This window comes from Streptomyces sp. NPDC001816, from assembly GCF_042892235.1.
Taxonomy (GTDB): domain Bacteria; phylum Actinomycetota; class Actinomycetes; order Streptomycetales; family Streptomycetaceae; genus Streptomyces.
Map to the genome: position 1 here is coordinate 461,478 of NZ_JBIATY010000002.1, position 16,881 is coordinate 478,358.

Sequence of the window (16,881 nt, forward strand, 5' to 3'; positions counted from 1 at the left end):
CTCCTGTCCGTCCTGGCTCACGCCGGGTCGGTGGTGTCCGTGCCGTCGCCACCGGGGGAGGCGTCCGGGCGTGAACCCTTCGTGCTGAACTTCAGCCGTTCGAAGGTCCGTGTCAACTGCTGCAGTGCGGAGGCCGTCCGGGCGCCGGGCCGCTCCTGCTGGTGGGGCAATGCGTGCGGGGCGGGCGCGTCGCGGTAGGCGGCCAGGGCCTGGTGGGCCTGCTCGGCGGCCTCCCGGTACAGGTCCCGGGACTTCGTCATGGCCTCCAGCGCCTCGGCGTACATGGCGACCAGCCGCCGTTCGCGGTCCAGCTCCTCCTGGAGGGTCAGCAGGGTCCAGTTGTCCCGCAGGTCCGCCAGCGCCTCCGCCGCACCCTGCGGCATGGGCCGCGGCAGGGCGGCGAAGTGCCGCAGGGCCGCGACGAGTTCGGCCGGCTCGGAGCCGTCCAGGAAGACGGTGCGCACGCTGTGCTCCCGGCGGTCGTAGCCCTGCGGCGCGGGGTCCGGGGGCAGCAGCACGGCGCCGCCGCGCGGCACCTCGACGCCGAGGTCCTTCAGCGCCCAGTTGACGGCGCGCAGCTGCTGCGGCGCGGCCCGGTGCTCCAGCACGCGGTGCCGCATTCCGGGCGGCAGCAGCTGGGCCAGCGGCAGCCGGCCGCGTTCGTCCGGGGTCATCGCCTCGTGCACGACGAGGTTCACGCACCAGGCCTCGCGGGCCGCGTCCCGCAGCCGGCGCCGCATCTCCTTGTCGTCCTCGGGGAGCGCGTTCACCTGCCGGAAGCGCAGGCCCGCGACGGTGGGGTGGTGGTCCCAGGCGCCGTCGGCGCCCTCCGCCGGCCCGGCCTCGGGCCAGAACAGCGTCGCCGGCGAGGGCCACGCCTCGTCCCAGGGGCGCTCCGCCTCCGCGACGAGCGTCCACTGCCGCCCCTCCGGCCGGCCTTGCAGGGGTACGAGAGTGAGCCGGGCCCGCACGGTCACGGTGCCGCCGGCCCGCCAGCGCGCCTCGAAGATCCGTTCGGGGGAGTCCTTGGGGGAGTCCTCGGGGGATTCCGCGGCTACGGGTAGCTCGGCGAAGTCGTCGATGTCCCCGCTCTCCGTGTGCCGGCGCAGGGTGCGGCGGACGACGTCCTCGGCAGCGGGACCGGTGTGGCGACCTCGGGCCGCCCAGAGGGTCTGCGGGATGGTGGCGCGGTCGGTGGCGGAGTTCGACATGGGCCAATCTGCTGATGGGGGCGGGTGCGCCCTCCAGTATCACCGCCCGGGCACGGCACTCGCCGGGCGGGGTCCGGGGGCGGCGCGCCGCCGCGCCGTCGCGCCCCGCGCACGGGGTGTGCGCCCGGCACCCGGGGTACGCGCCGCACACATCACGTGAGCGCTGTTCACACGTCCCCGGACCGTCCCTCGGTACCGAAAACTGTCCGTCGAACGGGGTCCGCCCTCCCATCCGCTTAGGGGTAGGCCCCGTTCACCATGTGCGGCGAACCTGCCGGGTCTCGCGCCGGAGGTCCACCACGCCCCACCCCTGCAAGTAGCTCGATATATATCGGCTGCCGATATATTCTGCTCGCATGGCATCGAGGAACATGACCCGAGCGGCGTTCTTCGTCCTCACGGCGCTGGCCGACCAGCCGCGGCACGGCTACGGCATCCTGCGCGAGGTCGAGGAGCTGTCCGACGGAGAGGTGCAGCTCAGGGTCGGCACCCTCTACGGGGTGCTGGACCGGCTGACCGTCGACGGACTGATCGTGCTGGACCGGGATGAGGTGCAGCAGGGCCGCCTGCGGCGCTACTACCGGCTCACCGAGGACGGAGTGGCGGCCCTCGACGCGGAGGCGGAGCGCATGGCCGCCGGTGCCGGGGCCGCCAAGCGGCGCATCGCCGAAGGCCGCCAGGCCGCCGCACCGGCCGGCACCGCCCCCAAACCCCCCACGGCACCCGGACTCGCGGGAGGCTTCGCATGACCACGCTCCTGGAATCCCGCTACCGCACCGTCCTGCGCCTGCTCCCCGCCTACTACCGGCGCGAACGGGAGGAGGAGATGGTCGAGACGTACCTGTGGGACGTCGACCGCGACACACAGGACCAGAGCCGGCCCACCCTGGGCGAGGTGGCGAGCATCGTGGCCCTCGCCGTGCGCAGCCGGCTGGGAGCGCCCGGGGCGCCGCGCCGCTACGTCCTCCTCGGCTCGACCGTCCGGCTCTTCGCCCTGTTCGCCGTGCTGATCCAGGCGGCCGCGGGGGTCGCCGAGCTGGTCCTCGAACTGACCTGGGCCATCGGCCGGGGCGGCTCGGGGCGGCACCTGTTCCTGTCGCAGTTCACCGATCACGGACTGCTCACCGCGGTGGTCACCGCCGCCCAGTGGATCCTTCCGCTGCTGTGGACTGTCGCGTACTTCGCGCTCCTCCACGACCGTCGACGCCTCGCCCGGACGGCCGCGCTGGGGGCCGCGCTGCCCACCCTCTGGCCGCTGCTCGGCCCGCTGACGGGCGCGATGGTCCCCGCGGACCCGGCGTTCGCCGCCTCCTTCGGGCTCCTGGCCTGGCTGCCGGCCCTCGCGCTCTGTGCCTCCCACCACCGGGACGCACCCCCGGCGCGGCTCCCCGCCGGTACACCCGGGCTGGTCTTCATGACCGCCTGTGTGGTGATGGGCGCGTCCGTCGTGGTGCTGCCCGCTCTCCCCGACCTGGCGTGGGCCCCCGCGAGCTGCTTCGTCATCGGCGCGCTCGGCTGGCTCCTGTGGCAGAGCCGGAGCGGTGACCGTACGACGCCCGGCGGCGCGCTCGCCCTGGCCGCTCTCGGCCTGCTGATCCTGGCCGTCCGGGTAGCGGCTCTCTACCCCTGGCTCCATGTGCCCGTGCCCGCCGCCTACCTCGGCGGCGCCCTCGTGCAGACGGCCGCGCTCGCCCTGCTGACCGTGACGCTCGCGGCGGTCGGCCGCCGGGACCTGGTCGCGGCCGAGCCCGGCCTGTCGTGACCGGTGCGCCCCGGCTCAGTGCGGGAACGCCCGGGGCGCCCGCTGACGCGGCAGCTCCTCCCGGAACCCGGCGATCACCGAGCTGATCTGCCGCATCAGCATCGTGCCTTCCAGCCGGTCGAGGTAGAGGTTCGCACGGGCCAGCGCGGGCAGGTCCACACAGAAGTAGAGGGACATCAGCGGGTTGACGAACAGTTCGCTGTCCCGGGTACGCTCGGTGAACCGCACGTCGCCGAAGTCCCCGCGGACGGCGGCCGCGACCGAGCCGTGGACGATGCTCGGGTGGCTCTCGTGGCTCTGCTGGGCATGCGCCACCGCGTCGAGATAGAGCGCGCCCTCCTGGCTCTCCCTGGGGAGCGAGAACGCCCCCAGAAAGGCGCCCTCGCGGTCCAGGGCGGCCAGGTTCTCCAGGAACAGGGCGTGGTTGACGCCGTGGTAGGCGTCCACCCCGAAGCCCAGGCAGGCCACCAGGCGGTGCGGGACCTCGTCGAGACCGGCGACGGCGGCCAGGCTCGCCATGTCCTCCTCCGGTGTGCCGAGCCCGTGCTCGTCCCCGCGCATCAGGATGTCGGTACCGCCGTCCACCAGCACGACGGCGTCCACACCGCCCAGATGGTCGAGGAGCGCCCGGTAGGCGGCGCGCAGCGGCTCGACGCCCGTACGGGGAAAGGCGTACACGGTGTCGGGCATTCCCTGCGCCTCGAGCCACCGGGCGAGGGCGCGCTCGGGAAAGTAGTCGCCGCGCAGCGGGGTGTCCGGGCGGACGGCGGCCACGTCCTCCTCCACCCAGCTGTCCAGGCTCAGGCCGTACAGGTCGGAGAAGGACAGGTTGGCCAGATGGACCTCCGCTCCGGCCGACCGCAGTGCGAACGCCAGCGGCAGTCCGGCGTAGACGTCGAAACCGCCGCCCGCACCGGCAACGAGGATGCGGCGGGCCTCGCGCAGGCGGGTGAAGAGGAGGGGCTCACGTAGGGAGAACACCTCGGGACCCTAACAGGGGCTCTGGGAGGCCTCGTTGGACTCGTGACCGAGGCCTCCCAGGGCACTCCCGGGAATCAGGCTCCGCTCTCCCGGAGCATGTCCTCGCGCTCGACGATCTTCACGCGCTCACGGCCCTGCGGCTCGCCCAGCGCCCGCTCGGCGGCGTCCAGCTTGTACCAGCCCTCCCAGGTGGTGAAGCGGATCTCACGCTCGGCGAGGAACGCGTCCACAGACTCCGGCGCGGGGGAGTCCGGGGTGTGCAGACGGCCGTTGGCGAAGTCGTCCAGCAGGTTGGACACGGTCTCGTTGGCGTCACCCTTGGTGTGGCCGATCAGGCCGACCGGGCCGCGCCGGATCCAGCCGGTGACGTACGTCGACTGCAGGTGGTTGCCGCTCTCCTCGATGACGCGGCCGCCCTGGTCCGGGACCGTGCCGGACTCGATGTCCCACGGCAGCTTGGGCAGCTTGTCGGAGAGGTAGCCGACGGCGCGGTAGATCGCGGTGACGTCCCAGTCCTTGAACTCGCCGGTGCCCTTGACGTTGCCGGTGCCGTCGAGGGCGGTGCGCTCGGTGCGCAGGCCGGCCACCTTGCCGTCCTCGCCGAGGATCTCCGAGGGCGACTCGAAGAAGTGCAGGAACAGCTTGTGCGGCCGGTCGCCGACGTCCCGGATCGCCCAGTTCTCCAGGGTCTTGGCGACCATGTCGGCCTGCTTGTTGCCGCGCCGGGTCTCGATGGAGCCCGCGTCGTAGTCGATGTCCTCGGGGTCGACGATGACCTCGATGTTGGGGGAGTGGTCCAGCTCGCGCAGCTCCATCGGGCTGAACTTGGCCTGCGCCGGGCCACGACGGCCGAAGACGTGGATCTCCACGGCCTTGTTCGCCTTCAGACCGTCGTAGACGTTCGCGGGTATCTCGGTCGGCAGCAGCTCGTCCGCCGTCTTGGCGAGGATCCGGGCCACGTCGAGCGCCACGTTGCCGACGCCGAGCACGGCGACCTTCTCTGCCTCCAGCGGCCAGGTGCGCGGCACGTCCGGGTGGCCGTCGTACCAGGACACGAAGTCGGCGGCACCGTACGAGCCGTCCAGCTCGATGCCCGGGACCGGCAGATCCCGGTCGGCCGTGGCGCCGGTGGAGAAGATCACCGCGTCGTAGAAGGAACGCAGGTCGTCCAGGCTGATGTCGTTCGGGTAGTCGACGTTGCCGAACAGCCGGATCTGCGGTTTGTCGAGCACCTGGTGCAGGGCGGTGACGATGCCCTTGATGCGCGGGTGGTCGGGGGCCACGCCGTACCGGATCAGGCCGAACGGGGCGGGCATCCGCTCGAAGAGGTCGATGGAGACGCCGGGTTCGGCGGCCACCTCGGACTTGAGCAGGGCGTCGGCGGCGTAGATCCCGGCGGGGCCGGCTCCGACGATGGCTACCCGCAGGGGGCGCGGCATGATCAGTTCCCTTCGAGCGTGATCAGATACTCGAGTGGGAAGCCTAGACTAAGGCAGACCTAAGTTAGTACAGGGGTCCGGTCTATGACCTCATAAGTGGATCTTATGACTTCCCCAGGGGTCTCTTATGGGGGTCGCGTGCCCGGGTTCGCTGCCCGGGTTCGCTGCCCGGGGTCTCTTGCGGAGGAGGGCGCGTGGGCGGACACGGGGAGACGACCGTCGTGGTGACCGGCGGCAGCGGCTTCGTCGGCAGCCATCTCGTACGACGACTGCTGGAGCGTGGCTACCAGGTCCGCACCACTGTACGCAGCACCGCGAACGCGGCGAAGATGCGGCCGCTGTGGGAGATGCAGGAGGCGTTTCCGAACCAACTGGCGGTGTTCGAGGCGGACTTGCTGAAGGAGGGCTCGTTCGACGAGGCGTTCCGCGGCTGCCCGGTCGTCTTCCACGTGGCCTCGCCGTTCCTCATGCCGGAGCGGATCAGGGACGCCCGGCGGGACGTGGTGGACCCGGCGCTGCTCGGCACCCGCAACGTCCTGGCGAGCATCGAGCGGACCCCGGAGGTCCGGACCCTGGTGTTCACCTCCACCGTGGGCGCGGTGTTCGGTGACTACGCGGACGTCCTGCAGATGGACGGCCAAGTGCTCTCCGAGCGGTACTTCAACACCACCAGCACGGCGGAGAACAACCCCTACCACTACGCCAAGACCGTCGCCGAACGCGCGGCCTGGGACGCCGAGGCGGCACAGGACCGCTGGCGCATGGTGTCCGTCAACCCCGGCCTGATACTGGGCCCTTCCCTCACCCCCGCCTCCGAGTCCGGCAGCCTCTTCCTTCTCGACGAGCTGTTCAAGGGCTACTTCTGCTACGGCGCCCCTGACTTCAGCTTCACCACGGCCGACGTACGGGACGTGGCCGACGCACACATCGCGGCCGCCGAGAACCCCCGGGCCAAGGGCCGCTACATCGTGGCGGCCGAGACGATGACGTCATTCCACGAGATGGCACGCATCATCCGCACCCGCCACCCCTACGACCCGCGCCTGCCGCGCACCGCGCTCCCGCACTGGCCGGTACGCATCCTGGGCCCCTCCTTCGGCCTCACCCAGGACTACATACGCAAGCACCTCGGCATCCGCTTCCGCGTCGACAACCGCCGCGGCATCGACGAACTGGGGCTCACCTACCGGCCGGTGGCACAGACCCTGCTGGACCACTACGAGAGCTGGCGCGCGCGACGGCGGCGGCCGGGCTGAGGCGGGCGCCCGCCCACGGCCTCACGCCGGCCGGATCACCCGGTGGATCGCCGCCTCCCCGGCGCCGTAGATCGACTCCTCGCGGATGTACGACCCCGGGCCCGGCGCATGGATCATCATGCCGTCGCCGGTGTGCAGGCCCACATGCCGGTCGTCGTCGAAGAAGAGGACGAGGTCACCGGGTTCGAGAGCGGCCAGCGTGACCGGCGCGCCCCCGAGCGCCTGCTGGTGCGCGGCCCGCGGCAGCGTGACCCCGGCCGCCTTCCACGCCGCCTGGGTGAGGCTGGAGCAGTCGTACGAGTCCGGCCCCGTCGCACCCCACACACACGGCTTCCCGATCTGCGCCCGGGCGAAGGCGATGGCCTTCTCGGCGCGTAGGGCGCGGGGTGACTGGGGGGTGGGGGGTGCGGGCGCGGGCGCGGGCGCGTACGAGCCTGTGTTGGTCGTCGGGGTGGCGGTGATGGGTGAGGTGAAGGAGCCGGTGTCGGTGGGGAGGGGGGCGGCTGCGACAGGGGGTGGGGTGAAGGTCGCGGCGCCGGCGGTCACGGGTGCCGTGAAGGACCCGGTGTCGGTGATGGCGGGCGCGGCGAAAGCCCCGGTGTCGGTTGGGAGGGGTACGGCGAAGGATCCGGTGTCGACGGTGAGCGGCGCGGCGAAGGTGCCGGTGCCTGTGTCGGTCGGGAGGGGTGCGGCGAAAGCCGCGGTGTCGGTAGGAAGCGGCGCGGCGAAGGAGCCTGTGTCGGTTGGAAGAGGCGCGGCGAAAGCCCCGGTGTCGGTTGGGAGGGGTACGGCGAAGGACCCGGTGTCGACGGTGAGCGGCGAGGCGAAGGTGCCGGTGCCGGTACCGGTGCCGGTGGTCGGAAGGGGCGCGGCGAAGGACCCGGTGTCGGTCGGAAGCGGCGCAGCGAAGGACCCCGTGTCGGCCGGAAGAGGTGCGGCGAAAGCCCCGGCGTCGGCCGGAAGGGGCGCAGCGAAGGACCCGGTGTCGGCCGGGAGGTCCGCAGGCAGCGGCGCGGTGAAGGAGCCCGTGTCGGTCAGAGAGGCTGTCGCGGCCGGACGGCTGAAGGGCTCGGTGCCGGCGGGAAGCGCGGTCGCGCCGAGCACGGTGGCCGTCTCCTGCGCCGGGAACACACCGGGTGCCGCCCACTGCGGTGCCCGCCACTGGTCCTCGGTCGGCTGTGGCGCCTGACCCGCCGCGGTGCCCAGGGCGTCCGGCGTGGGAGTGGGCTGGGCGGCCGTGGTGCGCAGGGCGATGCCGCGGGACAACACGTCCCGGGCCGCGGCGAGTTTGCGCCGGTTCTCCGCCTTGGACACGGCCGGGGCAGGACGCTGCAACCCGGTGGCGGGGGCGGGCAGTGCCCGGGACTCCTGCTGCGGGGTCGACGGGGCGGCGGGGAGAGCGGGGAGAGGCAGGGCGGCCGGCTGCGCCGAGGTGCGGCCCGCCGGTTCCAGCATGGCCCGGCTCGGCAGCTCGACTGCGGCTCGGTCGGGGAGTTCCAGAGCGGTGCGGTCGGCCGCTACCTCCATAACCCGGCTGGTCAGTTCGGGAAGGGCGCGGCTCGTCAGTTCGGGGACGGGCCGCGCGGCCAGCTCTGCGGCAGCCCCACTCGGCAGCTCCGGCAGCGCACGGGCACCCGTCCGCCCCGAAGGTCCGGCGGGCAACTCCGGCAGACCCCGTCCGGGTGTGTCCCGGTCACCACCGGGGCGATCGCCGCCGGCTCGGTCCGAGGAGCGGGCCGGGGCGGCCTGCCGGTCGGGCATCCGGTCCGCCGGCAGGACCGCGGGTACGGACGGGCCGAGCTTGGCCCGCGCCCCGTCGAACCACTGCTTGGCCACCTCGTCGAGGGCCGGATCCGAGCGCCGGGCCGGCCGCTTGGCCAGCGGAACACCACGGTTCCGTGTCGCCCGCGCCATGGCCCGTGTCGCGTTGAAGTTCCCCGTCTCGTCCTCGGCCCGGTCGTAGAGGGAGCTGATCCGCTGCCGAACCTCGTCGCGGCTGTCCGTCGCCATGAAGGGACGCACTCCTTCCGTGCTCCGCCTACCGAGTCAGCTGTCGGGTTCGGGCGGTCGGTTCCGGAAGGCGTGCCCTACGGCCGCCGCCCGCAAGGGCGTTGGCCGATTCACCCCGAAGTCGGTCGGGTCCCCGGCTCCGGCCGCACTCCACGGTGCACCGGATTCGGCGGAGGCCACGCGGCCCGGCGTGGTTCGCCGGGGGAGCCGTGCGGCCTGGTCGTCAACCTAGCCAATTTGTGTGGCCCGTGTGAAGGTTGAAGTGCGCAATGTCCGATACAGATATGTGATGTTCGTCTTGCCATTCGAGATGAGTCACTCTCCGGGTGGCGCGGTCCCTATGAGATTCTGGTGAATCCTCGGGACGCCTGAACACTCGGGCGCTCGGATCCGTATGGGGCGGGGGATTTCCATGCCGAGCCGCTCGACAGACTCAGAGGTACTTCCGTGGGACGCAACACGCGCAGACGCCCGACCCGTGCACGACGCGCGACCTTCGCAGCGGTCGCCCTGATGCTGGGCGGAGGCGGGCTCGTCGCGGCCAATGTCTACGCCTCGGCCAGCGAGGGTGCATGGGGCGGGGGCGGCGGCACCGACGCGACCGGACAGGTCCGCTCCGCGGGCATGGCCACGATCGACTGCCCGGACGTCGGCAGCCGCCTGACGACGGTGCCGGACGGCGCCCGTGAGGCCGTCGACGGCGAACTCGCCCGGCTGGACCAGCAGATCGCGGCCGCGTACCAGCAACTCCAGGCGTCGGCCGAGTCCGTCCGCCAGGACCCCACGGCCGCGGACGAGCCCATCATGAACCCGCTGAAGGAGAAGCGGTCGGCCACGATCGAGCGGATCGCCGTCGCCATCGACCAGGTGGGTGACCGGCCGGAAGGACTGGAATCCCTGGCCGCCTGCACCCTGCGCCCCGCCCAGGACGGCGCGGGCGGCGACACCGGCAACGCCGGCCAGGGCGGCGCCGCCCCGAGCGAGGGAGCCCAACAGGGCACCGGCCAGGGTCAGAACGGCGCCGGCCAGGGCGGCAACGGACCCGTCGCCTCCGACTACGCGGACATCACCTCCGTACAGCCGAACGTGCCGAACCCGCCCCAGCAGGACGACGCCTCGCGCGGCACGTTCACCTCCGAGTGCGGTGTCAACGCAGGCGGGCTGTTCAACTCCGACAACGTGATCGTCGCGCCCGGTGTCTCCAACGGCGCCCACCACTTCCACGACTACATCGGCAACCAGTCCAACAACGCCTTCGCCAGCGACGAGGACCTGGCCGACGCCGAGACCAGCTGTGTGGACCAGGGCGACAAGTCCACGTACTACTGGCCGGTGCTGCGGCTGCAGAACGGCAAGCAGGAGCGGGACGCCGGCGCCCCGGGCGGCGGCACCGAGGGCAACGCGGGCCAGATCGTCACGGCCAAGCAGGTGACGCTGACCTTCGTGGGCAGCCCGCGCGGCAAGGTCACCGAGATGCCGCGCCTGCTGCGCATCATCACCGGCGACGCCAAGGCCTTCGTCAACGGCCCCGCCAACGCCAACGCCTCGTGGAGCTGCACCGGTTTCGAGGACCGGCAGCTGAAGGACAAGTACCCGCTGTGCCCGTCCGGCAGCGACGTGGTGCGCACCTTCCACTTCCAGAGCTGCTGGGACGGCCGCAACATCGACAGCGCCAACCACCGCACCCACGTGGCCTTCGCCGGCCCCGACGGCTCCTGCCCCGAGGGCTTCCGGGCGATCCCGCAGCTGGTTCAGCGCATCGTCTACGGCGTTGCCGCGCCGAGCCTGAACGACGGCGGGCGGACGGTGCCGTTCTTCGCGGTGGACTCCTTCCCCGAGCAGCTGCACAAGCCGGTCACCGACCACGGCGACTTCATCAACGTCTTCGACGAGGGCCTGATGCGCGAGATGGTCGACTGCATCAACTCCGGCCGGACCTGCGGAGCCCGCGGTGGTGACGACTCCGGTGCCACCACGGCCCCGAGCCCGAGCGACGACACCGGTGCGACGGACGCCCCGGGCACGGGAACCGGCGGTGCCACGGCCGACCCCGCCACGAGTGCCCCGGCCGACCCCGCCCCGGCCTCCTCCGACTCGACGCAGGAGCCCAGGACCTACACGACGACCTCGCCGGCGAACACCACCAAGCACGACAAGCCGGCCAGGCAGGACAGCCAGTCCTCCAAGCAGGACGGCCGGACCACGCAGGACAGCGAGGGCAAGCAGACCGCTCCCGCCAAGGCCGACAAGGCCGCCTCGACCGCGCCGTCCGACTCGGGCGCCGGCGAGGTCGGCCAGGCCACCCAGACCCCTGCCGGCGGTCAGGCCGCACAGGCGCAGCCCCCCGCCGACCAGACCGAACCCCAGGCCGTCCAGGGCGGCCTCGCCGAGACCGGCGCACACCTGTGGCCCGCGGCCATCGGCACGCTGCTGGCCCTGTCCGGCCTCGTCATGCTGCTCCGGGCCAAGCGCCTGCGGTACTGATCGCTACTGACCGCACGTCACGGAACGACGCAACGGCGGCCCCACCCTCCAGCGGTGGGGCCGCCGTTGCCTCGTCCGGAGCCCGTCGGCCCCTTGTGGGAGCGCTCCCATCCGCAGGAGGATGTCCACATGCCACCCACGGACACCCGCCCCGCGATCCGCCCCTACCGCCCCACCGACCGCGACGCGGTCGCCGACATCTGCGTCCGTACCGCGCACAACGGCGGCGACTCCCGCACGCTCTATCCGGACCTGCGCCTGATGCCGTCGATCTTCGCCGAGCCCTACTGCCACCTGGACCCGGACCTCGCCTTCGTCCTGGACGACGGCGAAGGCCGGGCAGTGGGGTACGTCGTCGGTACGGCGGACACCGAGCGGTTCGTCAAGGACTTCCGGCGGATCTGGATCCCCCGACTGGTGGACCGCTACCCGGAACCCACCGCGCAGCCCCGCACGCCCACCGAGGAGATGGTCGGCCTCCTGCACCGCCCGGAGCGCATGCTCGTACCCGAACTCGCCGCCTACCCCGCCCACCTGCACATCGACCTGCTGCCGCCCTGGCAGGGGCGCGGACACGGCCGCCGGTTGATGCACACGCTGCTGAACGCCCTGCACGCGCAGGGCGTTCCGGCCGTCCACCTCGGCATGGTCACGGTCAACACGGCCGCCCGCGGGTTCTACGACCGGCTCGGCTTCCACGAGATCCCGGTCGCGGACGCCGGCCCGCTCACGTATCTGGGCCGGACCACGACCCCGGACTGAGAACCCGCCCGGCGGTGCCCGTCAGAGGACGCGCAGGGTCTGCTTGGCGAGTTCGTACGCGGGCAGCATCGCGTTGTGCTCCTCGGTGTCCATCCCGCCGAGGTGCAGCACGACCGGGCCGTCGGGCGTGGAGACCGCCAGGGCGCTCTCCTTCTTCGTCTCCTCCAGCAGCTTGCTCGTGTAGAGGTATTCCACCTCCACACCGGACAGGCCGGTGGCCGTTTTGAAGGAGCGGTACTTCTCCTTGCTGGTGTTGTCCTCGGCGGCGACGAACTGCCGCAGGACGGTGCGCGCGTCGGCGTCGCCGGGCTCGCCGGTCCACACCCGCAGGAAGCCGATCTTGCCGGCGGGCTTGGCGTCGATCTCACAGGCGGTGGTGACCGGGCCCTGGCGGAGGAAGGCGTCCGCGAGTGCTCCGTTCACGTCGCCGTCCGAGCCCTTCGACGCCTTCGACAGCTCCTTCTCGGCGTCGATCCCCTTGGGTTTCCAGCTTTTGGCGATGTCGAAGCTGACGGGCAGTTCGCAGGCCGACCCGGCGGCGCCGACGGTGCCGCCGCGCGCCGCGACCGCGCTCTTCGCCCCCGCGCTCCCGGCGGCCGACGGGCTCCCCGACGCCTTCGCCTCCCCGTCCGGCGACTGCGAGCAACCTCCCAGTACCGCCGCAAGCACCACCGCCTGGACCACCCGGCCTCGCACGGACCCCACCCTGACCTGCACTGTCTTCTCCCCTCCTGTTGAGCGCGGCCACTGTAACCGAGGGCGCCGACACAGCCGTACGCAATAAAGGGGGCCAGTGAAAAGGGAGGGGCGCTCAGTCCCCGTCGCGCCGGCAGTGCAGGAACAGATGCGGCTCGGGTACGGCGTCGGGATGGGCCGGGGAGAACGTGGCGTGCTCCTCGGACAGGACCGTCAGGCCCGCCCCGGTCACCAGCTGCGTGAAGTCCCCGGCGGCGAAGCTCGTCACCCGCACCGGCTGCCCCATGAACACCGCCTCGACGGCCTCCACGTCGAGGGGCACGGTGGCCAGCACCGCGAGCCCGCCGGGCCGCAGGGCACGCGCCATGCGGCCCACGACGTCCGACTGCTCGGCACGGGACATCTGCAGCAGCGAGAAGTACCCGCACACCGCGTCGAACGAGCCCTCCGCGAGCGGCAGTTCACGGATGTCGGCCAGCCGGAACTCGGCCCCGGGCACCTGCCGGGCGGCGATCTCGACCATCACCGGGGAGACGTCGACGCCCAGCACGCTGTGGCCCGCCTCGGCGAGGGTCTGCGCGGTCGGCCGTCCCGTCCCGCAGCCCACGTCCAGCACCCGGCTGCCCGGCTCCAGCCGGTCCAGCAGCCGGCGGAGCGAGGCCCGGTGCGCCTCGGACGACGCGAACGCCTTCTCGTAGTCGAGACCCAGTGCGTCGAACACCACGGCTGCCGGTGCCCGCTGATCGTCCTCGCCCAAGACTGCTCCTCCCGTGTCCGACCAGGTGCCCGGCATCGTCGCACTCCCGTCCCGCAGCCCACAATGCCAAGCGCCGGGCGGCGTTTGCGGACCGCGGCACCCGCAGGGCAGGGTTCGGAACGTGCCTACCTTGCTGATCGTGCATCACACCCCTTCGCCCAACTGCCAGGCCATGTTCGAAGCCGTCGTCTCCGGCGCGACCACGCCGGAGATCGAGGGCGTCCGCGTCGTACGGCGGGCCGCCCTCGCCGCCACCGCCTCCGACGTCCTGGAAGCCGACGGCTACCTCCTCGGCACCCCGGCGAACCTCGGCTACATGTCCGGCGCGCTCAAGCACTTCTTCGACCAGGTCTACTACCCGTGCCTGGACGAGACCCGGGGCCGGCCCTTCGGCTACTACGTCCACGGCGGCAGCGACGTCACGGGCGCCGTCCGCGCCATCGAGGCCCTCACCACCGGCCTCGGCTGGCGCCGCGCCACCGAGGCGGTGACCGTCACCGGCGAACCCGGCAAGGCCGATGTGCAGGCCTGCTGGGAGCTGGGCGCCACGGTCGCGGCCGGGCTCATGGCCGAGGACTGAGGGTGAGCGTGAGCAGGTGACCGGTGCGCACCGCAACGCTGCCCGGGAGCGGAGCCCGTAGGCCATTCGGGTGTCGGGCGGACGTGGTCACGGCACCCGGTCCAGGCCCAGCCGCGCACGGTGATACCGGACCCGGCACACATCCTCTACCTGGACGGACGAAGGTGCGGGCGCGGTGCCGCTGGCCGACGATGAGGAGGGAGACCGCGTCCCCGGGGCGCGGTCGTGCACCGTCGAACGTCGTCGAGCCCGAGGGAGCGCCGCATGGGAGCGGACGGCCACATACGCGGACGGACCGCCCAGGACGAGCAGGACACCGAGGAGTTGCTTCGCCGGTGCGCACGGGACGTGATGGACGTCGCCGAAGGCATCCGCGAGGTGTCCACACGCACCAGCACCGCGCTGTTCGCGCCGGCCCTCACCGCCTCCGCGCGCCGCCGTCCCCGTACCGCTCTCGCCGCCCGGTGGGCACTGCTGCGGGCCCTGACGAACAAGGACGGCCTCGGCGGTTCCGCGATCACCGCGCCGAAGGGCATGGGCCAGGTGCTCGGCGTGGCCGGCGAGGTGCTCGGCCGGGAGAGCCTGGCAGCGCTGGTGGCCGTCACCTCCCTGCGCCTCAGGATCGCCGCCGTGCTGTTCGACCACCCCGAGTTCGAACGCGACCCGGGTATGCGCCGGCTGATGGCCGCGGTCACCGCCGACCGCGACCTGGAGGCCGTACGCTCCCTGCGTGCCCTGTTCAGGGACCACGGCGCCCAGCGTGCCCTGTCCGGGCTCGCGCCCCTGATGGCCGAACTCCTCGCCGTCCGCGCCCTGCTCGACGAGGACCCGAAGAACGACGAGCCCGGCCGCGGCACGTCCGCCGATCCGATGTACGGCATCAGCGCCGCCCATCTCGCGGGCCTGGACCGGGGCGAGGGAGCGGCCGAAGCCGTCGACCTCTGCGACCAGGAGCGGCAGACCGTGGCCACCGAAGGCTCCCTCCTCGGTTTCCTGCGCAACATCGAGGTGGTGTCCGCCAACGGGCGGATCCTGGTGCAGAACGTGCGCGGCCCCGACGGCGTCGTCCGGTACGTCGTCCAGGCCCCCGGCACGGCGCCCGGCCGCCCCCGCAACGACTCCCCGCAGGACTTCGCCGGCGCCTGGCGCAACCTCTTCCTGACCGACTCGCCCCACACCCGCTCGATCCTGCTCGCCCTCGCGGACCACGGCATCCCGCGCGGCGCCGACCTCGCCCTGATCGGGCACGGCGAGGGCGGGATCGCGCTGATGAACCTCGCGCAGGACGAGGAGTTCTGCCGCGCCTACCGGGTCACGCACGTGATCGCGGTCGGTGCCCCGGTCGACGACAAGAGGCCCGCCGACCCGCGTACCTGGGTCGCCCGCATCACCAACCAGCACGACATCGTGCCCGTCCTCGACGGCCGGGACGCCGGCTCCGCCTCCGACCCGCACCCCAACCGGTACGAGGTCGACTACACCGGACCCACCCACGAGTTCCCGCTGTGCCACATGCTCCGCGAGTACATCGAGCACCTGCGCACCGTCATCCCCGAGGCCCGCAAGAACGTCGACGAGGCGCTCGCCCCCTACCGCGGCCCCGTGGTGCGCACCCAGGCCTACCGGCTCAAGGACCGCGCCCACCCGCCCGAGGGCTACCCCTTCCTCACCGTCCCCACCACCCCACTCCCCACCACGACCGGCCCCGTCGACGTCCCGGTGCGCTACTACGACTCCTCCGCCGCCCACCTCTGCTTCGCCGTCGACGCCGCGGCCGCGCGCGGCCTGCTGCCCGACGCGACCTGGATGGTGCCGAGCCGACTGGGCCGACGGGCGCTCGCGCTGCTGTCCCTGTACGAGCACCGCTGTTCCACGATCGGCCCCTACGCCGAGATCGCCCTGTCGGTGCTGGTGGACGACCTGTGGCGGCCGCGCCCGTACGACATCGCCGCCGACCTGCTGCGTCGCGGCGACCTGCGCCGCACCGGCCGCTACGTCCTCTCCCTCGCCGTCAGCAGCGAGGAGGCGCGGGTCGTGTCCCAGCAGATCTGGGGCCAGCCCGCGGTCCGTATGTCCGCCGAGGCCGATCTGATGAGCCGCGACCTCGGTGTCACCGCTCCGGGACTCGGGCTGGCCGTCAAAGGGCGCCTCGGCCGGGGCCTGCGCTGCCCCGAGGCGGACTGGATCCTCTACGGCCGACGTGGCGAGAGCACCGTGCGCACCCTGGTCCGGGCCCACGGCCGGCTGCGGCTGCACACCGGAACCGGGGTGCGGCTGCGCCTGGACACCGCCGCGGCCGAACCCATGGCCGGACAGCTGCGCCGGCTCGGCGTCGATGCGGCCCGGCCGCTCTGCGTGCTGTCCTGCCCGCATTTCGTCTTCCACCGCAGCGCCGGCGCCGTCCTGCCGCGCTGACCCCCCACGCACCCCCGTCACTGGGAGCCACCATGGTCACCGAGTCCCTCCGCGCGCTGCCGTCGACCGACGAACTCCTCGACCGGGCAAGCAGGTTGCGCGCCGACGCCGACCTGATGGACGGCTACGCCCGGCGACTGCTCGCCACCGCGTCCGAGTTGTCCGCCTGCTGGGCGGCACCCCAGTGGAGCCGCCCCACCCTGGAACAGCAGGCGGCCGCCTGCGGCACGTCGGCCAAGCAACTGCGCACCGCCGCCGAGGCGTTGCTCGCCCACTCGCGGGCCTGACCGGTCCGCTCGGCCGGAGCGCGGCGGCCCGGCAGTCCGTCGCCCTCCGGCCGAGCAGTCGGCCGGACGGACCACCGCCCCGTCCGCCGCCCCCGTCCATGTGCACATCCGTCCCGTCGTCCCGCCGTCCGTCGGCCGACTCGCCCCGGCCGCCGGACGACCTGGAGACCGCCCTCGCCGACGCCTGGTCGTGCGCGGTGCGGACGCCGGGAGTGACCGTTCGTCAGTGACGTTCGCACAT

14 protein-coding genes and 1 riboswitch are annotated in these 16,881 nt (G+C 72.6%); of the genes, 8 read left to right on the top strand and 6 right to left on the bottom strand.

The genetic code is table 11. The features are described 5' to 3' along the window. Positions 1-17: 17 nt before the first annotated feature. Positions 18-1,211 carry a hypothetical protein gene (locus tag ACFYZZ_RS07805; RefSeq protein ID WP_389172727.1) on the bottom strand — a complete coding sequence of 398 codons (1,194 nt, stop codon included), beginning with the start codon at positions 1,209-1,211 and terminating at the stop codon, positions 18-20. 371 nt (positions 1,212-1,582) lie between these two features. Between ACFYZZ_RS07805 and ACFYZZ_RS07810 the strand changes: the two genes are divergently transcribed. Beyond that, positions 1,583-1,960, top strand: a complete 378-nt coding sequence (locus tag ACFYZZ_RS07810) for a PadR family transcriptional regulator (protein WP_389173666.1) — start codon at positions 1,583-1,585, stop codon at positions 1,958-1,960. Then, the gene (locus ACFYZZ_RS07815) at positions 1,957-2,973 is read left to right on the top strand and encodes a hypothetical protein (protein ID WP_389172728.1); all 1,017 of its coding nucleotides are present in this window, start codon (positions 1,957-1,959) and stop codon (positions 2,971-2,973) included. The genes ACFYZZ_RS07810 and ACFYZZ_RS07815 overlap by 4 nt, the downstream gene beginning before the upstream one ends. A 15-nt stretch (positions 2,974-2,988) precedes the next feature. On the opposite strand, the gene ACFYZZ_RS07820 is transcribed toward ACFYZZ_RS07815, so the two are convergent. Together ACFYZZ_RS07820 and ACFYZZ_RS07825 are read right to left on the bottom strand one after the other, a co-directional pair. Beyond that, on the bottom strand, positions 2,989-3,954 hold the full coding sequence (locus ACFYZZ_RS07820; RefSeq protein WP_389172730.1) for a DUF1152 domain-containing protein: 966 nt from the start codon (positions 3,952-3,954) through the stop codon (positions 2,989-2,991). A gap of 74 nt (positions 3,955-4,028) precedes the next feature. After that, positions 4,029-5,393 carry an FAD-dependent oxidoreductase gene (locus ACFYZZ_RS07825; RefSeq protein WP_389172732.1) on the bottom strand — a complete coding sequence of 455 codons (1,365 nt, stop codon included), beginning with the start codon at positions 5,391-5,393 and terminating at the stop codon, positions 4,029-4,031. Positions 5,394-5,587: 194 nt separating this feature from the next. Between ACFYZZ_RS07825 and ACFYZZ_RS07830 the strand changes: the two genes are divergently transcribed. Then, positions 5,588-6,649, top strand: a complete 1,062-nt coding sequence (locus ACFYZZ_RS07830) for an NAD-dependent epimerase/dehydratase family protein (protein ID WP_389172734.1) — start codon at positions 5,588-5,590, stop codon at positions 6,647-6,649. A 21-nt stretch (positions 6,650-6,670) separates the two neighbouring features. Here ACFYZZ_RS07830 and ACFYZZ_RS07835 read toward each other — a convergent pair whose 3' ends face one another. Further along, a complete protein-coding gene (locus ACFYZZ_RS07835) occupies positions 6,671-8,659 on the bottom strand; it encodes an NlpC/P60 family protein (protein ID WP_389172736.1) in 1,989 nt (662 codons plus the stop codon). A gap of 10 nt (positions 8,660-8,669) precedes the next feature. Next, a riboswitch (cyclic di-AMP (ydaO/yuaA leader) is annotated at positions 8,670-8,841 on the bottom strand. 331 nt (positions 8,842-9,172) lie between these two features. Between ACFYZZ_RS07835 and ACFYZZ_RS07840 the strand changes: the two genes are divergently transcribed. Then, a complete protein-coding gene (locus ACFYZZ_RS07840; RefSeq protein WP_389173668.1) occupies positions 9,173-11,143 on the top strand; it encodes a DUF1996 domain-containing protein in 1,971 nt (656 codons plus the stop codon). 129 nt (positions 11,144-11,272) lie between these two features. Continuing rightward, positions 11,273-11,905 carry a GNAT family N-acetyltransferase gene (locus tag ACFYZZ_RS07845; RefSeq protein ID WP_389172738.1) on the top strand — a complete coding sequence of 211 codons (633 nt, stop codon included), beginning with the start codon at positions 11,273-11,275 and terminating at the stop codon, positions 11,903-11,905. 21 nt (positions 11,906-11,926) lie between these two features. Here the strand turns inward: ACFYZZ_RS07845 and ACFYZZ_RS07850 are convergent, their stop codons facing one another. Both ACFYZZ_RS07850 and ACFYZZ_RS07855 read right to left on the bottom strand, forming a co-directional pair. Further along, positions 11,927-12,622, bottom strand: coding sequence for a lipoprotein (locus ACFYZZ_RS07850; RefSeq protein WP_389172740.1), 696 nt, complete (start codon positions 12,620-12,622; stop codon positions 11,927-11,929). A gap of 94 nt (positions 12,623-12,716) precedes the next feature. Beyond that, complete coding sequence (locus tag ACFYZZ_RS07855) at positions 12,717-13,394, bottom strand: class I SAM-dependent methyltransferase (RefSeq protein WP_389172742.1); 678 nt, start codon at positions 13,392-13,394, stop codon at positions 12,717-12,719. Between the two features lie 85 nt (positions 13,395-13,479). On the opposite strand from ACFYZZ_RS07855, the gene ACFYZZ_RS07860 reads away from it, so the two are divergent. The 3 genes from ACFYZZ_RS07860 (at position 13,480) to ACFYZZ_RS07870 (ending at position 16,640) form a co-directional block, all read left to right on the top strand. Continuing rightward, positions 13,480-13,938, top strand: coding sequence for a flavodoxin family protein (locus tag ACFYZZ_RS07860; RefSeq protein WP_389172744.1), 459 nt, complete (start codon positions 13,480-13,482; stop codon positions 13,936-13,938). Positions 13,939-14,202: 264 nt separating this feature from the next. Next, complete coding sequence (locus ACFYZZ_RS07865; RefSeq protein ID WP_389172746.1) at positions 14,203-16,353, top strand: hypothetical protein; 2,151 nt, start codon at positions 14,203-14,205, stop codon at positions 16,351-16,353. Between the two features lie 32 nt (positions 16,354-16,385). Then, positions 16,386-16,640, top strand: coding sequence for a hypothetical protein (locus ACFYZZ_RS07870; protein WP_389172748.1), 255 nt, complete (start codon positions 16,386-16,388; stop codon positions 16,638-16,640). Positions 16,641-16,881: the final 241 nt, after the last annotated feature.

Excerpts from the sequence above, each read along its gene's own strand:
- ACFYZZ_RS07805 (WP_389172727.1), bottom strand. The coding sequence starts at position 1,211 with ATGTCGAACTCCGCCACCGACCGCGCCACCATCCCGCAGACCCTCTGG.
- ACFYZZ_RS07810 (WP_389173666.1), top strand. The coding sequence starts at position 1,583 with ATGACCCGAGCGGCGTTCTTCGTCCTCACGGCGCTGGCCGACCAGCCG.
- ACFYZZ_RS07815 (WP_389172728.1), top strand. The coding sequence starts at position 1,957 with ATGACCACGCTCCTGGAATCCCGCTACCGCACCGTCCTGCGCCTGCTC.
- ACFYZZ_RS07825 (WP_389172732.1), bottom strand. The coding sequence starts at position 5,393 with ATGCCGCGCCCCCTGCGGGTAGCCATCGTCGGAGCCGGCCCCGCCGGG.
- ACFYZZ_RS07835 (WP_389172736.1), bottom strand. The coding sequence starts at position 8,659 with ATGGCGACGGACAGCCGCGACGAGGTTCGGCAGCGGATCAGCTCCCTC.
- ACFYZZ_RS07840 (WP_389173668.1), top strand. The coding sequence starts at position 9,173 with ATGCTGGGCGGAGGCGGGCTCGTCGCGGCCAATGTCTACGCCTCGGCC.
- ACFYZZ_RS07845 (WP_389172738.1), top strand. The coding sequence starts at position 11,273 with ATGCCACCCACGGACACCCGCCCCGCGATCCGCCCCTACCGCCCCACC.
- ACFYZZ_RS07855 (WP_389172742.1), bottom strand. The coding sequence starts at position 13,394 with ATGCCGGGCACCTGGTCGGACACGGGAGGAGCAGTCTTGGGCGAGGAC.
- ACFYZZ_RS07865 (WP_389172746.1), top strand. The coding sequence starts at position 14,203 with ATGGGAGCGGACGGCCACATACGCGGACGGACCGCCCAGGACGAGCAG.
- ACFYZZ_RS07870 (WP_389172748.1), top strand. The coding sequence starts at position 16,386 with ATGGTCACCGAGTCCCTCCGCGCGCTGCCGTCGACCGACGAACTCCTC.